This is a genomic window from Novosphingobium sp. ERN07, assembly GCF_012641335.1.
GTDB lineage: Bacteria > Pseudomonadota > Alphaproteobacteria > Sphingomonadales > Sphingomonadaceae > Novosphingobium.
The window spans coordinates 1-24,587 of the sequence record NZ_JABAID010000027.1 but is presented as its reverse complement, the minus strand read 5'-3'; the positions used below and the strand labels follow the sequence as shown (position 1 = coordinate 24,587).

Annotated in this window: 23 protein-coding genes; 9 read left to right on the top strand and 14 right to left on the bottom strand. The window is 60.8% G+C overall.

The window, feature by feature from the left end; all coding sequences use genetic code 11:
* Position 1 precedes the first annotated feature (1 nt).
* The 5 genes from HGI47_RS20265 to HGI47_RS20245 are packed head-to-tail and all read left to right on the top strand — an operon-like array spanning position 2 to position 5,845.
* Complete coding sequence (locus HGI47_RS20265) at positions 2–763, top strand: SDR family NAD(P)-dependent oxidoreductase (RefSeq protein ID WP_168854594.1); 762 nt, start codon at positions 2–4, stop codon at positions 761–763.
* A 52-nt stretch (positions 764–815) separates the two neighbouring features.
* A complete protein-coding gene (locus HGI47_RS20260) occupies positions 816–1,787 on the top strand; it encodes a thiamine pyrophosphate-dependent dehydrogenase E1 component subunit alpha (protein WP_168854593.1) in 972 nt (323 codons plus the stop codon).
* Positions 1,788–1,800: 13 nt separating this feature from the next.
* Positions 1,801–2,826 (top strand): alpha-ketoacid dehydrogenase subunit beta, encoded by a 1,026-nt coding sequence (locus HGI47_RS20255; protein ID WP_168854592.1) that lies wholly within the window; start codon positions 1,801–1,803, stop codon positions 2,824–2,826.
* Positions 2,823–4,295: a dihydrolipoamide acetyltransferase family protein gene (locus tag HGI47_RS20250; protein WP_168854591.1), complete on the top strand. Its 1,473-nt coding sequence runs from the start codon at positions 2,823–2,825 to the stop codon at positions 4,293–4,295. Before HGI47_RS20255 ends, HGI47_RS20250 begins: the two co-directional genes overlap by 4 nt.
* Complete coding sequence (locus HGI47_RS20245) at positions 4,292–5,845, top strand: fatty acid--CoA ligase (RefSeq protein ID WP_168854590.1); 1,554 nt, start codon at positions 4,292–4,294, stop codon at positions 5,843–5,845. Before HGI47_RS20250 ends, HGI47_RS20245 begins: the two co-directional genes overlap by 4 nt.
* Here the strand turns inward: HGI47_RS20245 and HGI47_RS20240 are convergent.
* A complete protein-coding gene (locus HGI47_RS20240) occupies positions 5,842–6,636 on the bottom strand; it encodes a ThuA domain-containing protein (RefSeq protein WP_168854589.1) in 795 nt (264 codons plus the stop codon). The genes HGI47_RS20245 and HGI47_RS20240 overlap by 4 nt on opposite strands.
* Positions 6,637–6,748: 112 nt before the next feature.
* Between HGI47_RS20240 and HGI47_RS20235 the strand changes: the two genes are divergently transcribed.
* On the top strand, positions 6,749–7,405 hold the full coding sequence (locus HGI47_RS20235) for a TetR/AcrR family transcriptional regulator (RefSeq protein WP_206066324.1): 657 nt from the start codon (positions 6,749–6,751) through the stop codon (positions 7,403–7,405).
* 20 nt (positions 7,406–7,425) lie between these two features.
* Here the strand turns inward: HGI47_RS20235 and HGI47_RS20230 are convergent, their stop codons facing one another.
* The 4 genes from HGI47_RS20230 to HGI47_RS20215 all read right to left on the bottom strand — a co-directional run bounded on the left by HGI47_RS20230 (position 7,426) and on the right by HGI47_RS20215 (position 11,594).
* Complete coding sequence (locus tag HGI47_RS20230) at positions 7,426–8,799, bottom strand: SRPBCC family protein (protein ID WP_168854587.1); 1,374 nt, start codon at positions 8,797–8,799, stop codon at positions 7,426–7,428.
* Between the two features lie 20 nt (positions 8,800–8,819).
* Positions 8,820–9,581, bottom strand: coding sequence for an SDR family NAD(P)-dependent oxidoreductase (locus tag HGI47_RS20225; RefSeq protein ID WP_168854586.1), 762 nt, complete (start codon positions 9,579–9,581; stop codon positions 8,820–8,822).
* The gene (locus tag HGI47_RS20220; RefSeq protein WP_168854585.1) at positions 9,578–10,114 is read right to left on the bottom strand and encodes a nuclear transport factor 2 family protein; all 537 of its coding nucleotides are present in this window, start codon (positions 10,112–10,114) and stop codon (positions 9,578–9,580) included. Before HGI47_RS20220 ends, HGI47_RS20225 begins: the two co-directional genes overlap by 4 nt.
* A gap of 76 nt (positions 10,115–10,190) precedes the next feature.
* Entirely contained in the window at positions 10,191–11,594 is a 1,404-nt protein-coding gene (locus HGI47_RS20215) for an SRPBCC family protein (RefSeq protein ID WP_240950334.1), read from the bottom strand.
* Between the two features lie 139 nt (positions 11,595–11,733).
* Between HGI47_RS20215 and HGI47_RS20210 the strand changes: the two genes are divergently transcribed.
* The gene (locus HGI47_RS20210) at positions 11,734–12,714 is read left to right on the top strand and encodes an NAD(P)H-quinone oxidoreductase (protein ID WP_240950333.1); all 981 of its coding nucleotides are present in this window, start codon (positions 11,734–11,736) and stop codon (positions 12,712–12,714) included.
* A 62-nt stretch (positions 12,715–12,776) separates the two neighbouring features.
* On the opposite strand, the gene HGI47_RS20205 is transcribed toward HGI47_RS20210, so the two are convergent.
* Entirely contained in the window at positions 12,777–14,141 is a 1,365-nt protein-coding gene (locus HGI47_RS20205) for an aromatic ring-hydroxylating dioxygenase subunit alpha (protein WP_168854584.1), read from the bottom strand.
* Positions 14,128–14,676 carry a nuclear transport factor 2 family protein gene (locus tag HGI47_RS20200; RefSeq protein WP_168854583.1) on the bottom strand — a complete coding sequence of 183 codons (549 nt, stop codon included), beginning with the start codon at positions 14,674–14,676 and terminating at the stop codon, positions 14,128–14,130. Before HGI47_RS20200 ends, HGI47_RS20205 begins: the two co-directional genes overlap by 14 nt.
* 93 nt (positions 14,677–14,769) lie before the next feature.
* Between HGI47_RS20200 and HGI47_RS20195 the strand changes: the two genes are divergently transcribed.
* Positions 14,770–15,270 (top strand): nuclear transport factor 2 family protein, encoded by a 501-nt coding sequence (locus HGI47_RS20195; protein WP_168854582.1) that lies wholly within the window; start codon positions 14,770–14,772, stop codon positions 15,268–15,270.
* Positions 15,271–15,277: 7 nt separating this feature from the next.
* On the opposite strand, the gene HGI47_RS20190 is transcribed toward HGI47_RS20195, so the two are convergent.
* The 7 genes from HGI47_RS20190 to HGI47_RS20160 form a co-directional block, all read right to left on the bottom strand.
* Complete coding sequence (locus tag HGI47_RS20190; RefSeq protein ID WP_168854581.1) at positions 15,278–15,925, bottom strand: EthD domain-containing protein; 648 nt, start codon at positions 15,923–15,925, stop codon at positions 15,278–15,280.
* Between the two features lie 13 nt (positions 15,926–15,938).
* The gene (locus HGI47_RS20185) at positions 15,939–18,800 is read right to left on the bottom strand and encodes a TonB-dependent receptor domain-containing protein (protein ID WP_168854580.1); all 2,862 of its coding nucleotides are present in this window, start codon (positions 18,798–18,800) and stop codon (positions 15,939–15,941) included.
* 113 nt (positions 18,801–18,913) lie between these two features.
* Positions 18,914–19,744, bottom strand: coding sequence for an SDR family oxidoreductase (locus HGI47_RS20180; RefSeq protein WP_168854579.1), 831 nt, complete (start codon positions 19,742–19,744; stop codon positions 18,914–18,916).
* Positions 19,699–20,202: a carboxymuconolactone decarboxylase family protein gene (locus HGI47_RS20175; protein ID WP_168854578.1), complete on the bottom strand. Its 504-nt coding sequence runs from the start codon at positions 20,200–20,202 to the stop codon at positions 19,699–19,701. The genes HGI47_RS20180 and HGI47_RS20175 overlap by 46 nt, the downstream gene beginning before the upstream one ends.
* Positions 20,203–20,244: 42 nt before the next feature.
* Positions 20,245–20,991, bottom strand: a complete 747-nt coding sequence (locus HGI47_RS20170) for an SDR family oxidoreductase (protein ID WP_168854606.1) — start codon at positions 20,989–20,991, stop codon at positions 20,245–20,247.
* 71 nt (positions 20,992–21,062) lie between these two features.
* On the bottom strand, positions 21,063–22,052 hold the full coding sequence (locus tag HGI47_RS20165) for an NAD(P)-dependent oxidoreductase (protein ID WP_168854577.1): 990 nt from the start codon (positions 22,050–22,052) through the stop codon (positions 21,063–21,065).
* Positions 22,049–22,921: an enoyl-CoA hydratase gene (locus HGI47_RS20160; protein WP_168854576.1), complete on the bottom strand. Its 873-nt coding sequence runs from the start codon at positions 22,919–22,921 to the stop codon at positions 22,049–22,051. The genes HGI47_RS20165 and HGI47_RS20160 overlap by 4 nt, the downstream gene beginning before the upstream one ends.
* Positions 22,922–23,029: 108 nt before the next feature.
* On the opposite strand from HGI47_RS20160, the gene HGI47_RS20155 reads away from it, so the two are divergent.
* Positions 23,030–24,406: an MFS transporter gene (locus HGI47_RS20155; protein WP_168854575.1), complete on the top strand. Its 1,377-nt coding sequence runs from the start codon at positions 23,030–23,032 to the stop codon at positions 24,404–24,406.
* The last annotated feature ends 181 nt before the right edge of the window (positions 24,407–24,587 follow it).

Below are 24,587 nucleotides of genomic sequence, written 5' to 3'. Positions count from 1 at the left end.
TATGGATCTGAAACTCAAGGGCCGCAAAGCCATTCTCGCCGGTGCCACCAAGGGGCTGGGTCGCTATGCCGCAAACTTGCTGGCGGACGAAGGCGTGGACATCGCATTCTGCGCTCGCGATCAGGCGTCGATCGACGAAACGCGCGCAGCACTCGAAGCGCGCGGCGTGTCTGTCCATTCCGCCAGTGTCGATCTTGCGGATCCCGACGCCTATCGCGCTTGGGTGAATGAGGCCGCAGCGGCGCTGGGCGGCTGCGACATCTTCATCTCCTTCGCGTCGGCCGGCGGCCCGCCAGCGTCGGAGGAATCTTGGAAGAACGCATTTGAAATCGACGTGATGGGAACCTGGCGCGGCATCAATGCGGCCATACCCCACCTTGAAAAATCGGATGCTGGTTCGATCATCGTGATCGGCACCAATGTGGCTATCGAACCTTCGTTCGGGCCGCAGCCCTATGCTGCAATGAAGGCGGCGATCACGCACCATGCTGGCGCGCTTGCCCAGAAGCTCGCCCCGCAGGGCATCCGGGTCAACACCGTCTCGCCCGGACCGATCTTCATCGCCGATGGCTCCTGGGACAAGATCAAGGCAGGCCGCAGCGAATTCTACGATGCAACAGTGGCCAAAGTGCCCGCCGGCCGCCTTGGCGAGCCCGAGGAAGTTGCCGCTACCATCGCCTTCCTCGCCAGCCCGATAGCGCGTTTCATCAGCGGCACCAACATCGTGATCGATGGTGCAATGACCAAACGAATCCAGTTCTGATCGCGCCAGCGTCAGCCAGCCGATCAGCACCGTCCGAACAGGGAGCAAAGCCATGCAGCTCAGCCGTGAGCAGATGCTCATAGCCTACCGCCAGATGAAGGTGATCCGCGAATTCGAGGAGCGCCTTCATAACGAAATCCAGAAGGGCGAGATTGCCGGTTTTACCCACCTCTATTCGGGTCAGGAAGCCGTTGCGGTCGGCGTTTGCGAACACCTGACCGATGGCGATTTCATCATTTCCACCCATCGCGGCCACGGCCACTGCATCGCCAAGGGCTGCGACGTCAAAGGCATGATGCGTGAAATCTACGGCAGTTCCGAAGGACTCTGCAAAGGCAAGGGCGGCTCCATGCACATCGCCGATGTCGACAAGGGTATGCTGGGCGCCAACGGCATCGTTGGGGCGGGCGCGCCCATCGCGGTCGGCGCGGCGATCTCGGCGCAGCTGGACGGCGATGGGCGGGTCGCCATCGCCTTTTCGGGTGACGGGGCCTGCAATCAGGGCACCACGTTCGAGGCGATGAACATGGCCGTGGTGCTGAAAGCGCCATGTATCTTCCTGTTCGAAAACAATCACTACTCCGAACATACCGGGGTTGATTACGCGGTCGGCACCGCCGGCGACATCGCCAGTCGTGCTGAAGCGTTCGGCATGAAGGTCTGGCGCGGGAATGGCTGCGATTTCTTCGCGGTGTTCGAGGTCATGCGCGAAGTGCTGGAATATGTTCGCGCCGGCCACGGCCCGGCAGCGGTCGAACTCGATACCGAGCGTTTCTTCGGTCACTTCGAAGGCGATCCGCAGCGCTATCGCGGCCCGGGTGAACTGGACCGGCTGCGCGCGACCCGCGACTGCCTCGAGGCGTTTCGGACCAGCGTCACCGAGGCGAAGCTCCTCAAGGGTGCCGAGCTTGACCAAATCGACTTTGAAGTCGGCCGACTGATCGATGAAGCTGTGGATGAGGCGCGCGCCGCCCCCCGGCCGACGGCCGCCGACGTCCTGACCGATATCTACATCAGCTACTGAGAGGGCCAGGCCAATGGCGATCATGCAATTGCGCGAGGCGATCAACCTCACCCTGCACCAGGAAATGGAGCGGGATCCACGGGTCATCGTGCTGGGGGAGGATGTCGTCGGCGGGATGGGCACCGCAGGAGGTCCAGAGGCTATCGGTGGCATCTGGAAGACCACCGAAGGACTATACGCCAAATTCGGCGCGGGCCGGGTCATCGACACTCCGATCTCGGAATCGGCGATCATCGGGGCTGCTGCGGGTGCGGCACTGGCCGGAAAGCGCCCCGTGGCCGAATTGATGTTCGCAGACTTCATCGGGGTTTGCCTCGACCAGATCTGGAACCAGATGGCCAAGTTCCGCTATATGTTCGGTGGGAAAAGTCGCTGTCCGGCTGTCATCCGCGTGGCTTACGGTGCCGGGCGCAACGCGGGTCCGCAGCACAGTCAGGCAGTTTACGCGATGATGACGGCAATTCCCGGCCTGAAAGTTGTGATACCGTCCAGTCCTGCCGAGGCAAAGGGTTTGCTTACTCAAGCAATCCGCGACGATGATCCCGTGCTGTTCTTCGAGCCGAAGGCACTTTACGCCTCGCGCGAGGAAGTTCCCGAAGGCGAATACCTGATCCCGTTCGGTCATGCCCGCACCGTCCGCGAAGGTACGGATGTGACCATCGTCACCTGCGGTCAGATGGTCGCCGTCGCGGCCAAGGCTGCCGATAAGTTGGCGCAGCAAGGCATCGGCTGCGATGTGCTCGATCTGCGCACGACCAGCCCGATCGACGAGGAAGCGATCCTCGATTCCGTCGAGCTTACTGGTCGTCTGGTAGTGCTCGATGAAAATCCGCCGCGCTGCGGCCTTGCGGTGGATATCGCCGCCAACGTCGCGACCAAGGCATTCTCCGCGCTGCGTGCCCCTGTCAAGATGGTCACGCCACCTCATTCACCGGTCCCGTTCGCGGTCGAACTGGAGCGAGCTTATCTGCCTGGCGTGGGAGACGTCGAGGCTGCCGTCCACGAACTGCTCGGCTATCGCGGGAGCGCGCCGCGATGAGCGGCCTTCGCGCCTTCACGATGCCGAAGTGGGGTATCGAGATGGAAGAAGGGACGGTCGCCGAATGGATGGTCAGCGAGGGTGCCGACTTTACCAAGGGCGAAGTCCTGACGCTGATTGAAACCGACAAGATCACGAACGAATACGAAGCGGAGTTTCCCGGCAAACTTGCGCGGATAGTGGTTCCTGCTGGGGAGACCCGTCCGGTGGGGGCCTTACTGGCGGTGTTTTCCGATGCGGGGACGACGCCCGATCTAGCAGGGCTCGACGCGTTCGTGGCTGGCTATGCGCCCAGCGGCGCCGCCGCCGCCGCGACAGCTGCAAGCACAGAGACCTCGTTGCCGCCCCCGCTTGCGCAAGCAGCACCGACACCGCCGCCTGCCATTCCGGCCGATATGGCAATCAGCCCGGGTGCGCGCCAGTATGCTGAACAGCGCGGCGTCGATCTTGCCGGGATCGCGGGTTCGGGGAAGGGTGGCCGGGTCACCTACCAGGACGTTGACCAGCATGGTCGCCCCGCGGCTGCGCCTGCGGGCGGAGCACCGGTCACTATCGCACCCACCACTGCGTCAGTGGACGGCGTGTTCGCCTCACCGCTGGCAAAACGGCTGGCAGTGCAGCATGGCGTGGATATCAGCGGCATTGCCGGAACAGGCGCTCGCGGACGGATTGGCAAGGCTGATGTAATGGCGCGGCTGACGCCGCCCGCTCCGCCACCGCCACCGCCGGTTCAGCCCGCTTCCGTGCCAGTCGCGGCATATGCGTTTGGTTCCGTGTCGCCGCCGTCAGGGACGGTAGAGGTAGTCCGCATGTCACCGATGCGCAAAGCCATCGCACGACAACTGACGCTTTCGAAAAGCACGATTCCGCACTTCTATCTTCGCAATGGCGCGAGAATCGATGCTCTGTTGGCGCTGCGTGCGCAAGCCAAACGTGCCACCGGTGAAGCGCCGTCCATCAATGACTATCTGATCCGGGCCTGCGCCTTGGCTCTGGCCGCCCATCCTGATGTCAACGTGCAGGTGCACGACGATGACATACACCGCTTTGCCAATGCCGATATTGCTGTTGCCGTGGCGACGGAAAAGGGCTTGTTGACCCCGATCGTGCGCGCAGCCCAAAACAAATCGGTCGCTGCCATCTCCGCGGAGGTCAAGGCGCTCGCCGGGCGGGCCCGCGCCGGCAAACTGGCGGCCGAGGAATTCTCGGGCGGCAGCTTTTCGGTATCAAACCTTGGCATGTTCGGCATCCAACAGTTCGATGCGATCATCAATCCGCCTCAGGGCGCTATCCTCGCCGTTGGTGCGGCGCGGCAGGATGCCACCGGCGTGGATCATGCGCTGTCATTCGTAACACGGATCGAACTCTCGCTGTCCTGCGATCACCGGGCGATAGATGGGGCGGTCGGTGCGCGTTTCCTGGCTGAACTGACACGGCTGATCGAACACCCCGAGGAACTGACTGCATGAGCGGGGAGGCCACACTTGGTGCTCTCGTCTCGGCGCTGGCCGCGAAGTACGGCGACAAACCTGCATTGCGGTTTGCCGGTACAGACACCAGCTTCGCCGCGCTCGGCGAGCGGTCGAGCTGCGTCGCCAATGGCCTGACTGCTCTCGGCTTCGGACCCGGCACGCGGATCGGCTATCTCGGCAAGAACGACCCCGCCTATTACGAACTGCTGTTCGGTGCTGCCAAGGCGGGCATCGTCATCGTCCCGATCAATTGGCGGTTGGCTGATGCCGAAATGGAGTGGATCATCGGCGATGCCGGACTGCGCTGGATCGTGGCTGGGGCCGAGTTTGCCGGTCGGATGGCCGCGCTGTTTGCTGGGCGCGCCGATGCCCCTTGCCTGCTTCCGCTTGCAGATTATCAGGCGTGGCGCGATGCGCAATCTGCGGTCGATCCGTGCGTGCCGGTGGACGAGCATGATATCGCCGTTCAACTCTACACTTCGGGCACAACCGGACGACCCAAGGGTGCGATGCTTTCGCACCGTAACCTGCTGATCTATCGTACACTGCCGCCCGACGAGCAGCCGGAATGGAACCGCTTCACCGACGATGACGTGGCGCTGATCGTCATGCCGGTGTTCCATATTGGCGGAACGGGCTTCGGCATACAGACGCTTGCAGCCGGGGCGACCGGTCTTGTGGCCAGTGAATTCGATGCCGGACAGGTCCTTGATTTCATCGAGCGCGAACGGCTCAGCAAGATTTTCGTAGTGCCATCCGCGCTTCAGATGCTGCTGCGGCACCCCCGTGCAGGGCAGGTCGATTACAGCCGCATCCGCACCATTCTGTACGGCGCGTCTCCGATCCCGCTGCCGCTGCTGCGCGAAGCGATGGCCGTTTTCCGTTGCGGGTTCGTGCAGATGTACGGAATGACCGAGACTTCGGGGACTGTCTGTGCTCTCACACCGGACGATCACGACCCTGCCGGCACGGTTCGAATGGCATCGGCCGGACGCCCGATGATGCCGGGCATCGAAGTGCGCGTGCAAAATGATGCAGGCGAACCGCTTCCGCCGGGTACAAGCGGCGAGATCGCATTTCGCGCGCCGCTGGTGATGGCAGGATACTGGCAGCGCCCTGATGCGACGGCCGAGTCGCTTTCTGCCGACGGCTGGTTTCGGACCGGCGATGCGGGCTACCTCGATACTGAAGGCTATCTGTTCATCCAGGACCGGGTGAAGGACATGATCGTCACCGGGGGGGAAAACGTCTATCCAGCCGAGGTTGAGGCGGCATTGTACGAACATCCCGCCATTGCCGAAGTTGCCGTTATCGGCGTCCCGTCGGCAAAATGGGGCGAAGAGGTAAAGGCACTCGCGGTTGCTGCTCCGGGTTTGCAGATCGAACCTGCAGAAGTGATCGCCTGGGCGCGTCAACGCCTTGCGGGGTACAAGCTGCCCAAATCGGTCGAGGTCATCGAAGCGCTGCCACGCGGGCCGACAGGCAAGGTGCTGCGCCGCGAACTTCGCGAACCCTACTGGGCCGGCTACGACCGCAAGATCAACTAGGCGGCGTCGTTGACGGCTCCGGTCGCGAGCGGTTCCTTGGTCCAGGCGATACCCCTGCGCAGCAGTTCATAGTATTCCGGGCACCGCCACGCACCGCGCTGCACGGTGGGAAACCATGCGACCTTCGGCTGCATGTCCAGATGTCCGCGGCAATGCCCCAGAGCATTATACAGCACCGCGCCTTCCCCCAGCGAACGCAGGTACATCAGGGGGTGCCGATCCTGCTGCCAGTGTTCGATCTCGAATGCAGGCGCATGACCGGCGAAATCAACGTGAAGCAGCGTCTCGACGTCAGCGGTCGGACGAGACAGGTATAGTTCGTCATCCTGCGGCGTGAATGGTTCGATCCCTGCCACCAGCGGATGATCGGGCGCGGTTATGGTCACCTCGAATGGTCCTACCGGCGGATGGGCGACAAAGGCAGTGCCCAGCGTTTCCATGAAGTGCGGCGCCCAGTCAGGCGCTCCAACCTTGCCGGTGTCGAGGAATCGCAGAACTGAATTGCAGCCGTGCAATGCCATCCAGCGCCGGCCACCAGCAACCCAGGCGCGCAGTCGCTCCTGCACATCGAGAGAAGGGATTACGTCGCAAGTATAGCTGACGAGGATGTCAGCGGCCTCTATCGCGACGATATTCTCGTAATCCTCGAATACCCGGACACGGACAAAATCGTCTTCTGATAGAAGTTTAAGCAGTTCAAGCCGTGCGAAATCAATGTCGTGCCACTTTCCGCCGGCCACCAGCACGCAATCGATCCGGCGCTGTGCCGCAGTGACATCTTCAAAAACCATGGTCTGTACCCCGAGTAGCAGTGATGTACGCTTGCCAACTCCCCGCGCAGCGCGATAATCGTTGGCGATGCCCCATTCCAGTTCCAAACTCGCTGAACTCGAACCTGCCGGCATGGCACCGCCCGACGCCGGGCCACAACAGCGCAAGAGTGCAGAAACGCGCGTCACCATCCTGAAAGCGGCGATCGATTGCCTGGCACGCGTCGGGTATGCGCGGACGACCACACAGCTCATCGCCAAAGTCGCCAAAATGTCGCGCGGGGCGATGCTGCACCACTACTCGACCAAGCAGGAACTGATCGAATCCGTAACCGACTACGCGTTTCTTCGCCATCTCGAACAGTTCATCGCCGCCGTGCGCGAATTGCCGGAAGTTGAGCGGACCCGCGACAATATCGGCATCCTGATCGACTGGCGGCTCTATCAATCTGCTGAATACAGCGCGTATCTTGAACTGACCGTGGCGGCGCGGACCGATGCCGAATTGCGCGCGATGTTCGTGCTCAAGGCGCAGCGCCACGATCGCGTGTGGCGCGAGGAACTGGAACGTGTCTTTCCCGAATGGGCGGGCGACCCGGAACGCCTGTCGCGTTCGCGACGGCTGGTGCAGACGGTGATGAGCGGCATGGTCCTCAACCGCGAGATCTGGGACGATCCGGCGATGGAACGCGCGCTGTTGGCTTTCCTCGCCGCCACCCTGCTCAAGATCCGCGACGGTGAACTCGATTGGCCTGAATGGGATGAAGTCGGCCTCTCCCCGGCCGCCTGAAACCACCCCGACACAATCATTCATCCGCGCGCCATCCACCTATCCAGGTTGTCGTGGAAGAAGCGAACGCGCGATTCCTGCCCAGCCAACACCTCGCGCTGATATCCGCGCGAATGCAGGGCCTTCTGCTGCGCACTCCATAGCGCAACATCCTGATCGATGGTCGGACCCATCGTATAATCGCCCGCCTTGCCGGTCTGGTGTGGCGCGGGGGTCTCCATACTCACCCAATCGCGCATCGTCGGGGAATAATAACTGGTCTGGCCTGCAGGAAACAGGTTCAGATACCACATGTCGAACAGGCACTTTTCCGGATCGGTCGGATGCGGACGCGCGCGCAGCCAGATGTTGCCGTCGGGTTTCAGGCTGAACGACAAGTTCGGAAACAGCGTGTAGTGCCAGTTGTCCGTCAGCATCACGTCGTCGTAGCGTGAAAAGTCGTAACCCTTTTCGGCCCCCAGCTTGCGCTTCTGCTGTTGCAGGGCAACACGCAGTTCATGCATCCGGCCGCGAAAATCTTCGGGATCCAATCCCCAGAACCGGATGTGTTCGCCCAGCTGGCGTATGATCTCGTCTTCGCCGCCGCGCAAGGTCTGGCTGGGCGCGCCGCCGGCCATCAACATTCGCGCGTGCCCGCTCGGATAATGGTCAAACTGCGAGTAGAGATAAGAGAATTCCGCGACATACTTCAGTTGCGGATGTGCGTGGAACACGTGGTAGGATTCGTTGAAGTTATCCTGTACCAGCTTCCAGTTGAAATCGCCTTCCAGCGTAACCCAGTGGGTGCGGACCATCTGCTCCATCGGATACGCATCCAGATGGTCGGCCACCGGCGCGAGGAATTCGCGCAGCGGTATCGTATCGTTGTCCATGTTGAACCATACAAACCCGCCCCACGTGTCACTGCGCACCGGTACCAGGTTCTTTGACCGGCAATTGGCCGAGGCCGGGAAATCGCGCTCGTCCGGGATCGTCTTGATCTGGCCCTGCAGGTTGTAGGACCACGCATGATACGGGCAGGTCAGCCTGCGCGAGTTTCCGGTCTCTTCGGTTACCAGCATCATTCCGCGATGCTGGCAGACATTGTAAAAGCAGCGGATCTGACGATCCTCGCCCATTACCGCCAGGATCACCTCGGTCCCGAACTCAAGCGTCACAAAATCGCCGGGCTCATTGAACTGGTTGACCATCGCCGCCACCTGCCAGGTTTTGGTCCAGACGGTGTCCCACTCGCGCTGCCAGAAGTCACGGTCCCAGTACCGTTCGGGCGTGATCGGCTTGTCGCTCAGTTCTGGCTGCGCTGCACGGCTAAGATCGACTCCTACCGGGCGATCGAGCCCCGCTGCCGGTTCGCGCGACGGATCGCCCACTTTGCAGTTATTCTCATCATGCATCGCGATGTCTCCCGTGCCGCTTACGACGCAAAGTCGCGTGGGGTCGGCAGCCGCCGCAAGTGCATCCCGCCGCTTACCCGGATGAGGTCGCCGGTCGCAGTGCATTCGTCACTCGCGAGCCAAACTGCCGCTGCCGCTATGTCCTCGGGTTCGGACAACCGGCCTGTCGGCGTTTCGCGTTCGAACGCCTGGCGTATGGCGTCATTTTCGAAGTAGGCGTTGGTCATGCTGGTCCGGGTCAGCCCTGGCGCGATCGAGTTCACCCGAATGCCCCGGTCACCGTATTCGACTGCCGCAACCCGCGCGATCTTGTCCGCCCCCGCCTTGCTACCGGCATAGGCACCAAGCCGTGCGCCAGTCAGTTCCACCGTCAGCGAGGATATCGTAATGATCGACCCGCCGCTGGTCATCGCCGCTGCCACGTCGCGTATGAAAAGAGCGGTGCCTACGAAGTGCAGCTTGGCCTGCTCCATCAATCCATCGAACGTCTCGTCGGCGATGAGCGCCGAGTGGTTTACCCCCGCGAGGTTTATTGCCACGTCCAGCCCACCCATGCGTTCTGAAGCCTCCTGCACGCCGCTAGCCAGCACCGCTTCATCGGTCAGGTCCAGTTGCACCCAAGGCAGGTCGAGCTGCGATCCGACTTCAGCAATCTTGGCGGCGTTGCGACCGCCCAAGGTCACCTGAGCACCCTCGGCCGCAAACCGCCGGGCGATGGCTGCTCCCATACCATCGGCACTCGATGCGCCAACCAGCAGCGCGCGCTTGTTTTGCAGCCTCATGCTGCCACCGGCGATCGGTTGGCGTTGGTGATGTAACGGTACAGCGGATCTTCGGCTCCGCGCGCGCCGAACTGCCGAGATCCGGGCGTCACACGGTCCCAGTTGTCGCTGCGAGGCTCTGCCGCGCTCCAATCCGACACGAATTCTCGGTGCGCAATCCGCCATTGACCCGCGCGTCGCGCGAAAGTGTCAAAGTAACGTCCGGCGATCGTTGTGCGCAGCAGGCTGCCGTCACCGCTGGTCACGTCGTGATAAGCCACGAAATAGCTTTCCGCCCACGCCTCGTCACCACTCACATCGACCAGCACATTGCCGATCACGTGCTGGGTGCGTTCCATGGTCGCCAGCAGCGGCAGGACCCACGAGATGAATTCCTCCGCGCTGCCCTTGAATTGCCCATGATCGTCGGTGGCGTCCGGATGGAATACCGACCGGATGATGTCTTCATCACAGCGGTCCAGCCCACGTGCAAAACGGAACACAAGTTCGGTGCAGGCCTGCTTGTCAAGCAAGGTGCGGAGTTCGGGATCCATGGGTCTCTCCAAAAGCGCCCCCGTGTTCCGGTTCGGCGTCAACAAAGCGGGCAATAGGGGTAACTATCCCCGGGTTTCAGTGCGCCAGATACTTGTCCAGCGTCTGGTGAAAATGGCGGATGCGGCTTTCCTGGTAGTGCGCGAGGTTCAGTTTGCCGGTCGGCGATGCCTCCATGCCAGTCTGCACATGCGGCAGATTGTCCATGTCCTGTTCCAGGACGACACCCAACTGGCCCAGATAATCGCCGAATTTCTCGTCCGGCTGCAACAGCTTCATGCTTGGCACCGGCGCTTCCTCGCCGGGCTTGAGCCGACCCAGCAACCGGACTTCCATCAGCGTGTGGCGTTCATCCGGCCACGGCCGCCAGCGGTAAACCACCGTCGGCTGGAACCCGCCCCACGGCGAGAAATTGGGGAAGACGTTGTAGGTGAGGGCATCCTGCACTTCAGCATCGCTCGCATGGTCAAGGTCCTGACCGAACAGCTCGGAAAACCGGCGGCGGTTGAAATCGCCCATAGTCGCGCGCGCGGTGCGGCCTTCAGGCACGTCGATGCTGGTGCCGGGGGTCACCACGCGGCCATTGTATTTCAGGAAGTTGTTGATGATTTCCTGCTCGTCGCCCGATACACCCAGCGTAGGGGAAAGAACTCCAAACGGTGTTATCGCGATGTTCACGTGATCACTGTACAGATTGTACTTGGAATTGACGTCGCCGGTAAAGCCCATGATCTGGGGATGCGTGGTCGAAACATGGTAGGCTTCCATGAATGCCTCGGCGCAAGCCTTCCAGTTGGCAGGAATGACCTTGGCTACCCAACTTGTGGTATAGGCACGCTCGTGCGACCAGCGGTCGAACTGCTCGGGCAGCGGTGCAAGATACTCCTCAAGCGTCGGGCCGCCGGCCGCTTCCTTGAGAAAGACATATCCCGCCCATTCGCCGACTTGCGCTTCGGGCAGGTTCAGGTCTTCATCCGCAAGATGCGGGAAGTCCCAGCGACACGGAATGTGCTTGATTGACCCATCAGTATTCCATGTGAATCCGTGATACGGACACTGGAAATACTCGGCCCAGCCGGTTTCCGTCCGCAATTTGCGCCCGCGGTGCAGGCACACGTTGTGAAAGGCGCGCAGCGATCCGTCCGGCTGGCGAGTCACCAGAAAAGACCGGCCGGCATTCTCGTACAGGACATAGTCGCCCGGCTCAGGCAGTTCTTCCTGGCGCGCCACGAATTGCCAGACATTGGGCCACATCTTGCGGCACTCTGCCCGAAAGAATTCAGCCGATGTATAGCGTTCGGTGTCGAGCGGTTCGTTGCCCATCTCCGCCTGGGCGCTTTCTAGCAGGAATGCAGGGACGGGGCGGCTGTCGTTGGCGGCCATCATATCCCAAGTCGACATCCTCGCGCCGCCATGATCGTTGGGCGACGAAGATGTAGGCGACGATTCCGGCGTTTGCGACGTCTCCGGATCGTAAGTCATCGTTCTCTCCCGATTTTCGAATTCTTCGTATCAGGACGCCGCGAGATGTCCAAATAAAAAAGACAAGCTAGCTTGCTTTTTAATTTGCGATGGCAAATGGAGAGTGTGAAGAAGAGCGGCGGAAGCAGGAGCGAAGCGCATGATCATGATGCCAGCGGTGCAGATAAGGGGCGGCAAGGGAAGTGCCGAAGACTTGTTTGTCGAAGAAATTGCCCGACCGGAACCGGGGGCTGGCGAAATCCTGATCCGCGTCGCCGCGGCCGGTGTGAACCGTCCGGACATTGCCCAGCGCGAGGGAAACTATCCGCCCCCGCTGGGAGCGTCTACGGTCATGGGTCTGGAAGTTGCCGGCACGGTAGCCGCACTCGGCTCAGGCGTAACCGAGTGGCGCATTGGCGAGCGTGTCGCTGCTTTGCTGTCGGGCGGCGGCTATGCGCAGTACGCCGTGGCCAATGCCGGTCATGCGCTCCCGATTCCAGAGGCCATGTCGCTCGAAGATGCCGCGGCGCTGCCGGAAACAGTGTTCACGGTCTTTACCAATCTGTTCGAACGCGGCGGACTCCAGCAGGGGGACACGGCCCTGATCCACGGGGCAAACAGCGGAATCGGCACTACCGCTATCCTGATGGCGAAGGCGGCCGGCGCACGCGTGATCGCAACCGCGCGAGGTGCGAACAAGGTTCAGCGGGCGCGTGATCTGGGCGCAGACATCGCGATTGATGTGACGGCTGAGGACTTTGCCGAAGTAACCCGCGCCGCTGGCGGCGCGAACGTCGTGCTCGACATCATCGGCGGCGACTATTTCCGCCGCAATATCGACGCCCTGAATCCTGACGGTCGGCTGGTGCAGATCGCCACGCTCGGGGGCCACCTGGTCGAGACCGATCTGCTGCAACTGATGTTCAAGCGGCTTACCTTGACCGCATCGACATTGCGTGGCCGTCCAGCAGACGAAAAGGCGCGACTTACCGCCGCCATAGCAGAACGGGCATGGCCATGGTTCACATCCGGCGCGATTGTGATGCCGATCGACCGCCGCTTCCCGTTAACAGAAGCAGGCGCAGCGCATCGCTGGCTTGAAGATGGCAACCAGTTCGGTAAAGTCGTACTGATCCCCTGATCGATCTGCTGAAAATGGCTCGCCAACCTTGCAGGTGCCAAGCTGGCGAGCCGATCGCGGTTCTATTTTGCCAGATAGGCGTCCAGCACCTGATGCAGATGGCGGATACGCGATTCCTGGTAATTGCCCAGCGTTTCGCCGCGTTTCCTGGATGATTGAAATCCGCGGTACTGCCGTGCCAGATTGTCGGTATCCTGATCAAATGTCGCGCCTAGCCACGGCTCCAGTCCGGGCGCTTCGGAATAGCTCTGGTCGTGCGTGAGCCGAACCGGCTCGACCGGCTCCGGATGTTCTTCACCGTCCTTCAGCGGACGCAGGAACAGCAGGTCGAATAATGTGCGGCCCGGGTCCATCCCGATGGGCCGGAAGCGATAGACCATCGGCAGAGACACACCCGGGAAAACGCACATGTTGGGGAACAAGTGATACTCAATCGAATCAAGCATTTCGCTATCGGAATAGCCGCTCAGGTCCAAATCCCACTTCGCGCCAAGATTTACACGGCGCCAATCCGCCGCCACGGACCGCGCGGTCCGCCCCTCGGGCACAATCGTGCCCGCAGGCAAGTGCATCTTGTCCGCAATCTCCTGCTCTGTCTGTGGATGGGGGTAGTGCGGGCTGGGTACCCCGTGCGTGTGCACGAACCGTGAGACATGGTCGCCGAACACATCGTATTGCGCGTTCGCATCACCGGCGAAGGGCAGGTTCTGTGCATGGGTTTCCACAACATGGTACGCTTCCAGAAAGGCCTCCTGCGCGGCCTTCCAGTTCGTGTTCAGTTCCTTCTGAACATGCACGGCGACTGTGCGCCGGCTAAGGTCCCAGCCACCATCGAGGTGTTCGGGCATCACCTCGAGGAATTCGTCCAATGGCTGGGCGTTTTCGTCCATGTTGATGAACACGAACCCGCCCCAAGTATCCACCTTCGCTTCGGGCAGACCGAATGCCGCATCGTTGACGTGCGGAAAATCCCAGCGGCATGGCACCGATTTGAGCGCACCCTCAGTCGTCCAGGTCCAGCCGTGGAACGGGCAGCGCAGTTCGGGCGTCCAACCTGCTTCGCCCGGCTGCCGCAGCTGCGTGCCGCGGTGAAGGCAAGAGTTGTGGAAGGCGCGGATCCGGGCGTCTTTCCCTCGCATGATGATCAGCGAATACGGGCCTACGTCATACGTCACAAACTCGCCCGGCTCGCGGATATCTTCGGTCCGGCATACCCATTGCCAAACCTTGGGCCAGAGCTTCCTGATCTCCTGATCGAAAAAGGCTGGCGAGGTGTAGCGATCGTAAGCGATGTCTTCGTCGCCAAGGAACGCCGGGCTTTCGGTGACCAGCGCCGGGGGAACGGATTGTCCATCGGCCAGGATGATATCGCGCGTGCTTGCCCCGGGGCAGCGGTGCTCCCCGGGCATGAGATCAAGCTGTTCCATGGTGTTCCTCGCGTGGCTGCAAAGAGTGGGCGATCTGCTGGCTGGCATCGGCTCCGCTCCTTCCGCCCAACAGGGCAAGCGGCGTACGGTGCAGCCAGTCGTCAGCCGCAGGGTCCGTGCGGGTCCAATCAACGATTTCCCGACGGTGGCTGATGCCCCACATGCCATCGCGTCGTTCGTAATCGTCGAGATATCGACCGGCTATCTGAAGGTCTTCCTGTCTCTCGCCTGAGAGGCGCCGATGCCAAGCATGAAAGTAGATCTCGCCCGTCGCGCGGTCGCCAGCGATCTCGATCAGCGATTGGCCGAGCATGTGCCAGGTCATCGGATATCGCGCAAGGAGATCCTGCGCAAAAGTCACGAAATCGTCTGCCAGCCCGACGAAGAAGCCGTAGTCAACCTTCGCCCCAGGGTGAAATGCACCGCGCTGCAAATCTGCATCAAGTCGATCCTGCCCGCGCATATAGCGTGACGAGCAGTCAAGGATCGCAGCGCGATCTGCCAGCAAAGCCAGCGCGGGTGTTACCTCGGGCATATTCTCTCCGCCAGGCGCTTGACGCCGTTGCGAAAGCCTCCGTGCAATAATACAGTCAGGCTGTCCTGTTTTTTATCTGCGATGGAGCTTTTGATGTCAACCCTGCAAGCCGTAATTGATCGCATTGAAATTGCTGATGTCTTGATCCGTTATGCCCGTGCGGTGGACCGGCTTGACAGCAACCTGTTTGAGACTGTCTGGGCCGAAAAGGCCACTGTGGACTACGGCGAGGGTGCTGAAGATGCGCGAGCCTGGACAAGGGGAATGCTGGACCGGATTGGCTCGATGGATCGCACGCAGCACTCTCTCTCGAACAGTCTTGTTGATGTGAATGGCAACTTCGCGAACGCTGAAACACAATGCACGGCCTACCACCTGATTGCAGGAGACGAAGGCGCGACAGCCATGATTGTCGGTGGGCGTTACCTCGACCAGCTGGAACGTACAGCGGCAGGATGGCGCATATCCCAGCGGCGCTATGTCATGGATTGGAATGAGACTCACCCGTCGAACTGTGAACTCGGCAAGGGCCGGTTTGCCAGGTTTTCAACGATTGGCGGCCGGGCGCCACACGATCTCTCATATTCGCAATGACCCCACATCACGCTCGCGTTTGCAGGCGAGGGCGCCAGTCTGCTGGTGGGGGCCTTTCTCCAGGCCAGAACACCGGTCGCTCTTCTGCAAGCAGGCCAGACGCAACACGCCCATAGGCTTTCCATGAAAGACGAAAGCTGGACAGGTCCGGCCACCAGATTGTCTGGACCGAAGCATAGGGCGCGAGCTTGAACGCAAGCGTTGCGGAGTGCCGCGATTGAACCGCATGGCGCACAGACTGATCTACCGGCATGCAGGGTTCACCCGTCCCAAGAAAAAGAATGGTCTTGAGGAGGCCGACACAATCTTGACGCGCCAGACCGTGAACGCATTCTTCGGTCAGTGGCTGAGAGCGGTAGTCGTCGACGTCCATGAAGTCGGGCTCGTCCTGATAAGCCCCTTCGCGAAAAGTCGGGTGATCGCGCATGGCCGCAAACACATCGGCGCTCGTGAACCAGAGTTCGGGCACACCGTCGGCGACCGGTTTCAAACCCTCGACGGAAATGTCCAGCCGATGGTTCTGGACATATCCCGCAAGCAGGCCTGCTTCGGCCAGGCGCAAGGCCAGCCCGCGATGGGTTGTGCGCCAGTGCAGCCGAAATGCGTCCAGCGGCAGGTCGCTCCGCCGCTGGATCAATCCCATTACCTTGAACATCAGCCCTTTGGCATTAGTACTTGAAGCGGATACCGGCACGGAACATCCTGCCAACACCATCATAAATCAACAAATTGGTGCCCGAAGACTGCGCAATCTGTGTATCCTGAGACACTACGACCGGAGGCGCCTTGTTCAATAGGTTGTCGACTGCAAAGAACACCTGCGACATTCCACCACCCAGCTTCAGATCGTAGGAAGCGAAGGCATCGAGGTACATGACGGCCGGAACATCGTTGATGTTCTGGTCAAGCGGGCCGAAATCGACTTCCATCTTGGCTTTGCCGATGAACCGTCCCTTGAGCTGGAAAGTTACCGGATCGGTTGCATATGTTGCCGTAAGCAGGCTGCGGATGCGTGGCACACCTTGCGATACACCAAGGTTGTTGCCCACTTCGCCGACCCGGGTCACGATGTTGGTCGGATTGATGATGGCGAGGCGATCGGCGTAGTTCACCAAAGCGCGCAGATCGAGCGTGCCGCCACCCAGATCGGTGCGATAGCCCAGTTCGAAATCTATGCCGCGGGCCACTTCCTGGCGAGCGTTAAACGGCACAACCTGAACTGCAGTGATGACTCCGGCCGTATCACGCGTGATTGCAGAGCAGAACAGGGTGTTGCCCGCAGCGCACAGGTTGACGATCTGCTGCGAGGAATTGGTGGCGATCGCCCCTTCGATCTTGATGTCGTAGTAATCGATGGAAGCCGAAAATCCCGGCAGGAAGCTGGGCCGCACGACCACACCTGCGGTCAGCGAATTGGCGCGTTCCGGCCTGAGATTGGGATTCCCGCTTGCCGTCTGCAGGACCGAACTGCTGGCATTGCCGCGGGTTGGATCTGTCAAGAACTGAACCAGTGTCGTGCCGGCAGTGTAAAGCTCGCTCAGGTACGGCGCGCGGATGTCACGTGATCGGGTCACGCGGAATTCGAGTCCGTCGAATGGCGCCCAGGTGCCGCCGAGTTTCCAGGTGGTAACCGTGCCGCTAGTCGAATAGTCGGTGAGGCGGACGGCGCCATTCAGGTCGGCATTGCCAAGGCCACTGTCCTTGAGCAACGGTACGGCGATTTCGCCGAACGCTTCCTTGACCGAGATGCTCCCGGTGAAAGGCTTTTGGTTGGCAACGTACCACAGCCCGGCAGTGCCCAACGGGTCGGAATAGACCACGCCGCCGGAATCCTTGCGGTAATCGGCACCGAGCGCCACAGCAACATCGCCGGCAGGTAAGCTGAACAGACTGCCCTGAACGCTGGCTTCGACCACATGCTGGGTCAGGCGAATACGCGAGAGCGAAGTTCCAGAAGCATAGGCGCGCTGGGCGTCAGTGGCTTCGCGATTTCCAAAGGGATTGTAGGGGACGCAACCATTGGTCGGGGCAGTCAGTGTGGAGCGGCAGACAATGGCCCCCCCCGGTCCTACCACAGCATCGGTCATGGCGAGAATCCGGCTGGGGATCAGGTTGTTTATACCAGCATTGCGGATTCGCGATTGGCCGAACTGATAATGGACGTTCCACTTCCACGAACCGAGAGTTCCGTCGAGTCCGGTCAGGCCGCGCAGCAGCGACCGGTCGTTTTCGCCTTCGGGCCAGCCAAACGCGGGGTTGATATGCGAAAGGTTGAAGCTGGTGATGCCGGCGGTGACCATGCGCGCGCGAACGGAATCCGGCAGGTACGCATTGTCGATCCGGATCGGTTCGTTGTCGACCCGCCAGAAGTAGCCCGAATTGGTCCGCGTTCTGGACGTACCATACGATCCTTCGGCGAACATGGAGATATCATCAGTCAGGTCATAGGTCGCATGGGCAAAGATCGCGCCTTGGGTAATCGGCGTCAACACCTGCTGCACGTCCAGCGTCATATCGTAATTGGCCGTGCCGCCCGACTGGACGAACCCGCTGGCGATAGGGCCGAATGGGAAACTGGTAGTGGCGACGGAGCCATCGGCGGCGAATGCAGTCCCCCGCAACGGGCCGGAATTGATTACGCCTTCGCGCGTCGCGTTGATGGACGAATTGGACAGGATCAGGCGCTGCGGCTGGCCGTTGCCAGGGGCGAAGGCCGGATTGAGAAAGAACTTGTAGCCTTGGTACCAGTCACGCTTTCTCAGGTAGGCATCGCCTGACGAAGAGAAGTTGCCGCTGATAACCAGATGGCCGCGATCGCCGATTTTGGTACCGAAGCTGAGGTCGGCGGTGATGGCTTTGCCGTCGCCTTCGTTGGAGATCGCGCCCTGAATCTGGCCCTTGACCCCGGTAAAGCGGGTATCGAGGATGAAATTGACCACGCCGGACACCGCATCCGAGCCCCATGCGGCCGAGGCACCGCCGGTGACCACGTCGACGCGTTGGACCAAGGCCTGGGGAAGGGTGTTGATATCGACGGCGCCGGTAACGGTAGATGGCGTGACCCGCCGCCCGTTCAGAAGAACAAGCGTACGATTGGGGCCGAGGTTGCGCAGGTTCAGCAGGTTGGCTCCGGCAAGACCGCCTCCGATGGTCGAGGAAGAGGATCGCGGGGTCTGCGAACCCGCCAGCGCAGGCAACTGGTTAACATAGTCGGCAATCGTGACAGGTGCAGCCTGCTGGATTTCGGCGGCAGTAACGACGCTAACGGGGGTGGGCGCATCATAGCCATTGCGGACAATACGCGATCCGGTGACGACCAGTTCGTTGACAGATGCAGCTGGCGTTGCCGCCGTATCGTCCGTTGGATTTGCGGGAACGGCCTGTGCCGAAATCGGCGCGTCGTTCTGGCCCGGAGCCGACTGCGGTACGGTCGCCTCCACCGAACCGGTCGTGCTTTGCGCCACCGCAGGGCAGATCGGCAGGATTGCCGCCGAACAGCATAGAATGGCCCGGAATTTTGCAGCCTTCATTTTATCCTCCCTCGTGGGCATGGTGTCCCAGATGCAGCGCTTCAGCGCCTTCATTCAAAATTAATGCACGTTGCAATTAGGTTTTGCAAGAAAAAGCGTACGCGTTGCTTTTTTTATTTCAGGTCTGGAATCGAGCCCTTTGTGATCGACGCTCCATTATCGACCACGATCGATTGTCCGTTGATCCAGCGCGACTCATCCGAGGCCAGGAAAACCACCAGAGCCGCAACGTCGTCCGCTTCGCCGCGGCGATTCTGCCCCCCCGGCACGGTATCGAGCAACCCGGCGTCCGGTCCTGCGGCCAGCTTTTTTCCAGGTATTGAACGCACCATCGGCGTGTCCATGCCGTTGGGCAGTATGGAGTTGCAGCGGATGCCCGCCCCCGTCTGTCCGCAGTAAACTGCCACCATCCGGGTATAGGCGTCGATTGCTCCCTTGGCTGCCGTGTAAGAAGCGTTGTTGGGTTCGCCCTGCGCTGCTGCGATCGACGACATATTGATGATCGATCCGCCGCCTGCGCGTTCCATCGCCGGAATGGCATGCTTGCAGCCCCAAACCATTCCGTCGACGCTTACCGCCATCACCCTGTGAAAGCTTACGGCGGTGATCCCCACAGGGGTATCCAGTTCGACGACACCTGCATTATTGACGAGGATGTCGAGCCGGCCAAAACGTCGCTCGACATCGGCGATCAGGTTCTGCCAGCCCGCCTCATCGCAAACGTCATGGCGCACGAAATGAACCGAACCGTTCATGCTGGCCGCTGTCGATTCACCGTCGGGATCGATGTCGGTTAGCACGACTGTCGCGCCTTCGTTTGCAAACATCCGCCCCGCAGCGGCGCCAAGCCCATTGGCTCCACCGGTAATGATCGCGACCTTGCCGGACAGGCGACCACTCACGAGGCGTTTGCCAATGCAGACGGCCGCAGACGGATCGGGCATGACCGCTGCAGATCCAGGACTGCGTTGATGCGGCCAAGGCCGAGCCATTTGGCACAACCAGCGGTGAGGTCGACAATTTCCCCGTCATCGAACGCGGCGCGCAGCTCAGCCCAGAATGCATCGTCAAACGCCTCGCTGCCTGCGGCAAACCGGCTGGCATAGTCGATCGCAAGCTTCTCGCGCGCAGAATACCGCGCATCGGGCGCATCCACCCCTGCATAGAAAGCCTCGTCGAGGCCGTGTTCGGCCATGTTGTCTATGCGGGCGTCGGTGCACGGGACACATCGGTTAATGTGGGCGATGCGCGTTCGGGCCGCTTCCTGTTCACGTGTCGTCAGCGTCGACCTGTCCTGCACCGCTGCACTAAAGGCGTCTGCGGCAGCGCCCATCTCGGGCCGCAACATCCACATCCTCTCGCGTTCTTCGCCAGGTCCGGTTGGAAGATTGATGCGTGCCATGTCGGTGTCCTCTCTGTTGTAATGGATGTTGGGTCTGGCCGATCAGGGCGCCGGGCGGGGCGCCCCTGTCGCCGCAATCACGGCGGTGTCGATTTCAGTGCGCGAGGGGTTGCCGCGCAGCGTAAGGCCGCCGTTCACCTGCAGATTTTGACCGGTCATGAAGCAGCCATCGCTGGCCAGCCACAAAACTGCGTCGGCAATGTCTTCGGCAGTTCCCAGCCGGCCTAGGGGATACTTGGACCGGTAGGTTTCGAACACGCCCGGCACCGACTTTGCAGCCGCTGTCATGGGCGATTCTGTAAGGCCGGGCGACACGGAGTTGGCGCGAATGCCGCGCGGCCCGGCAACCAGCGCAATGCACCGCAGCACATGGTCCATGCCAGCCTTGGTGCCCATGTAGGGTGCATGATCATCCAGCATGATGGTTGCTGTGGCCGAGCTGATCTGGATCAGCGAACCACCGTCCCGGACCACCCGCAGCATCGCTTGGAAAAATAGGAAAGGCCCGATGAATTGCAGTTCGACAATGTCTCGCAGTTGTTGTTCGGTAACGTCCTCAAATCGACCGCGCAGGCCATGACCGGTGGCATTGACGACAATGTCGACACCCCCGCTGCGCTGCTTGATCTCGTCGGCGAGGCGCATCGAATCGGACTGCCGGGTAATGTCACAATGTGCTGCCCAACCGCCGATTTTTTCAGCCAGAACCTCGAGCGGCGCAAGGCGCCGGCCCGCTACGATCACCTCTGCTCCCGCTTTGGCGAGCGTGGCTGCGATGATCTGACCCATATTGCCGGCGCCGCCTGCGCCGATCACCAGCGCAACTTTTCCAGCCAGTGCGCCACCAGGTGTTGAGAGTGTCACGCGAATGCTTCCGGAGAAACCTCGTGCAGCATTGGCTCGCCGCGCATGTAACGGCCAAGATTTTCAAGCAGTAGTGCGTCCGATCGCGCTGCCAAGCCAGACCCGATGCCAGAAGTATGCGCCGTCAGCGTGATGCGAGGGTGCGACCAGAGCCAGGATTCGGCAGCAGGCGGCTCTTCCCGTGTGACATCAAGAACGGCATGTCCCACCTGTCCTGCATCGAGCGCCGTTCTAAGCGCTGCCTCGTCAAGCAACTGGCCGCGCCCGACGTTGATGAACAAGGCGCCGGGCATGAATGACCCGAAGAACTGAGCACCGTAGGCTCCGTCATTGTCGCCCGACAACGGTATTGAAAGGACCACCACATCCGCACCGGCTAGTGCCGCCCCCATCGCTTCCGGGGGCACGATCGTGGCGTGTTCTGCGTTGCCGGCGCTGCGCCGCACTCCTGTAACTGCAGCGCCAAGTGCTGCGGCCCGCCATGCTACCTCGCTGCCGATCTCGCCATAGCCGACGCAAACCCATTGGGTACCTGCAATCTCCCGAAATGGGAACGCCTGCCACCTGCGTTCGGCTTGCGCGACCCGACGTTCCGGCCCGCGCTGAAAGTGATCGAACGCGGCGGCAATGACATATTCTCCGATGGCTGGTGCCGGTGCCTTGCTCATCGAAAGGCGCACACCATTTGCTGCCAACGCGGCAAAAGCCGGATGATCGAAGCCGGCTCGTGCGCTCTGCATCCACCTGAGTCCCGGCGCAGCGATCATCTGTTCAAGGAATTGTTCGTCCTGACCAAGGACGAACGTGTCGAGGCTGAACCATGCGGCCGTGAAGCCTGCTTGCTCCAAGGCGACCCGTTCGCCGCGATACGTCATGCCGCCGTCTCGTTCGAAGAGCACCGGATCGACTGGGCCAATTGCCTTGATTTGCGGGCCAAGACGCTCCCATGCATCGCGCGGAAGGACAATGCGAAGCGGAGAGGTCATGCCCTGTCGCCTGTTTCGCGCGCTGCGCTTTTCACGGCGCGCGAATCCACGCCGCCTCGCAAGTTCTTGCCGAGTAGCAGGTTATGCGCGTGGCCCAGATGATGCATCGGAAATACCGCTTCCATCGTCGCGCGTTTCCCGGCCAGGTCCTCTTGAGCATTGAACGCCTGCTTAGCAAGGGTAACCCCAAACCGGGGGAGAGAGGCGATCCGTTTGGCTATCGCCAACGCCTCCGCCTCCAGCTGCTCTGCCGAGACGACACGGTTGACCATGCCAAGCTGGTAAGCACGCTCCGCAGTCATCCGCTCGCCAAGGTACAAGAATTCCCGGGCAATGCGGGGATGCATTTCAAAGGCGTGAGCGAAGTATTCGACACCCGGGATGCCCATTTGCAGGACCGGGTCGGAAAAGAACGCATCGTGGCACGCTACGATAAGGTCGCAGGCCCATGCTACCATCAGTCCGCCAGCGATACATGCGCCCTGAACCGCCGCAATCGCAGGTTTTGGGCAAGCCCGCCAGCGGCGGCACATTTCGAGATAAAGCTCCTGTTCGCGGATGTAAGCTGTCTCAGCGCCGTCACGGGCGGAATGGTTGGGCCAGAACGTCTGTCGTTCCGTGCGCGGCTCATCGGCATCACGCCCCGGCGTGCCAATGTCGTGTCCACTGGAAAAATTCTTGCCTGCCCCGCGGATGACAATGGCGCCGATATCATCGTTATCCGCAGCCCGCCGCCACGCCGCATCGAGCGCATAGATCAACTGCCCGTTCTGAGCATTGCCGTACTTCGGGCGATTTAACGTGATGCAGGCCACACCCTCTGCTGTCTCGAAAGTGACAGGCTCATCAGTTTCATAGATCGGCAGCATTCCCTCGCACCCCAATTGTGTTACGCGCTTTCCGATTGCTTTTGCGGGCAGATCGCTTAGCAAGCAACACAAATGATAACGCGTGTTTAAATTGTGGAGAGAGCATTGATGGCCGACGGCGCGCAAATCTCGAGCGAAGCTCCTCCTGCCGCCACGATCGGCCAGGTGAGCGCCGTGGCAGACGGAGCGTGGCGAGCGACTGCCGTGTTGACGCTTTTGTACTGGTTCGGCACATTGGATCGGCAAGTTGCTGCTTTGCTGATACCCCTGATCAAAGCCGATATGCAATTGACCGACCTTCAGATTTCCATGATCCAAGGGCTGGCATTCGGTCTGTTTTTCATGCTTATGAGCCCGGTCATGGGATGGCTGGTTGATCGTTACAGCCGTCGTATGATCCTTTTCGTGGGTGTTGTCGGCTGGAGCGTCTCTGCCGTTTGCTCGGGCCTGACCCGATCCTTCTGGGGCCTTTTTGCTGCTCGCGCAGGTGTTGGCGGATGCGAAGCTTCGATCAATCCCACAGCCTATGCAATGCTCAGCGAACTCTATCCCCCAAGCAAGTTGTCGCTGCCGCTATCCTTGTTCGTGATGGGTGGCAATTTGGGTAGCGGAATGTCCTTTTTGCTTGGTGGGGCAGTCATTGCATGGGTTGCCGCTTCGCCCCCACTGGTATTGCCGTTCGTTGGGACACTGGCAGGCTGGCAAATTGCTTTTGTGATCACCGGCCTGCCTGGCCTGCTGCTTGCACCACTACTGTTTACGATCCCGGAGTCGCGTCAGCATCTTGACCGTCAGAGCCAGCCCGCCACAAACACCACCTTCGCCGATCTATTCCGCCATTATCGTCGCTTTCCATTCTTCTACTTTGCGCACGGACTGGGGTTTGCACTGATTATGGCGTTTGTGGTCGGCCTCCAATCGTGGAATGCGACCTTCTTGTCGCGCCATCACGCATGGGAATTGTCGACGATCGGGTATTGGATGGGCTTATGCCAAGTTGGCTCGGCGCTGCTTGGGCTAGCCGTTCATGGCTGGGCAGTGGACAAGCTGTTTTCGTCCGGCCGGCGCGATGCACATCTCACCTATTTTGCAGTAATGTGCGTGCTGGCATTTCCTTTTGCTATCGCAGCCTATGTCGTCGATAGCGGTGCCGCGATGTTGGCGCTCTACAGTGTTGCATACTTTTGCATCATGGCATTTGCCAGCGTCGGGCCGGCCGCCTTGCAAATCGCAACGCCGGTTAAATTGCGCGGCAAGGCTTCATCGGTTTACATGGTGGGCGTTTCAATAATCGGTACCATCCTTGGCCCAATCGTGGTTGCTACTTTCACAGACAAGCTGTTCGGCGATGAAGCGGCTTTGGGCTCATCTATGGCCTTGTTTGCAGGACTGACGACCGGAGTTGCCGCTATCCTGTTCATCGCTGGGCGCCCCGCAATGCGGCGTGCCATCGATTCGGCAATGGCACCGTCAAAGCAACTCTGACGAGGCCTGACGATAGGTATCGGGGTCTTAGTCAGAATATAGATGCAACCATCCGAACAGAGCTGGGGTTGAGACTCGTTCAAAGCTGGACACCCGCAATAACCGCGACTTTGGCGGCACGCTGACCGGTTTTGTGTTTGACGGGTCGAGTGCGGGCATTTGAGCGGGCTGGTGGGCATTG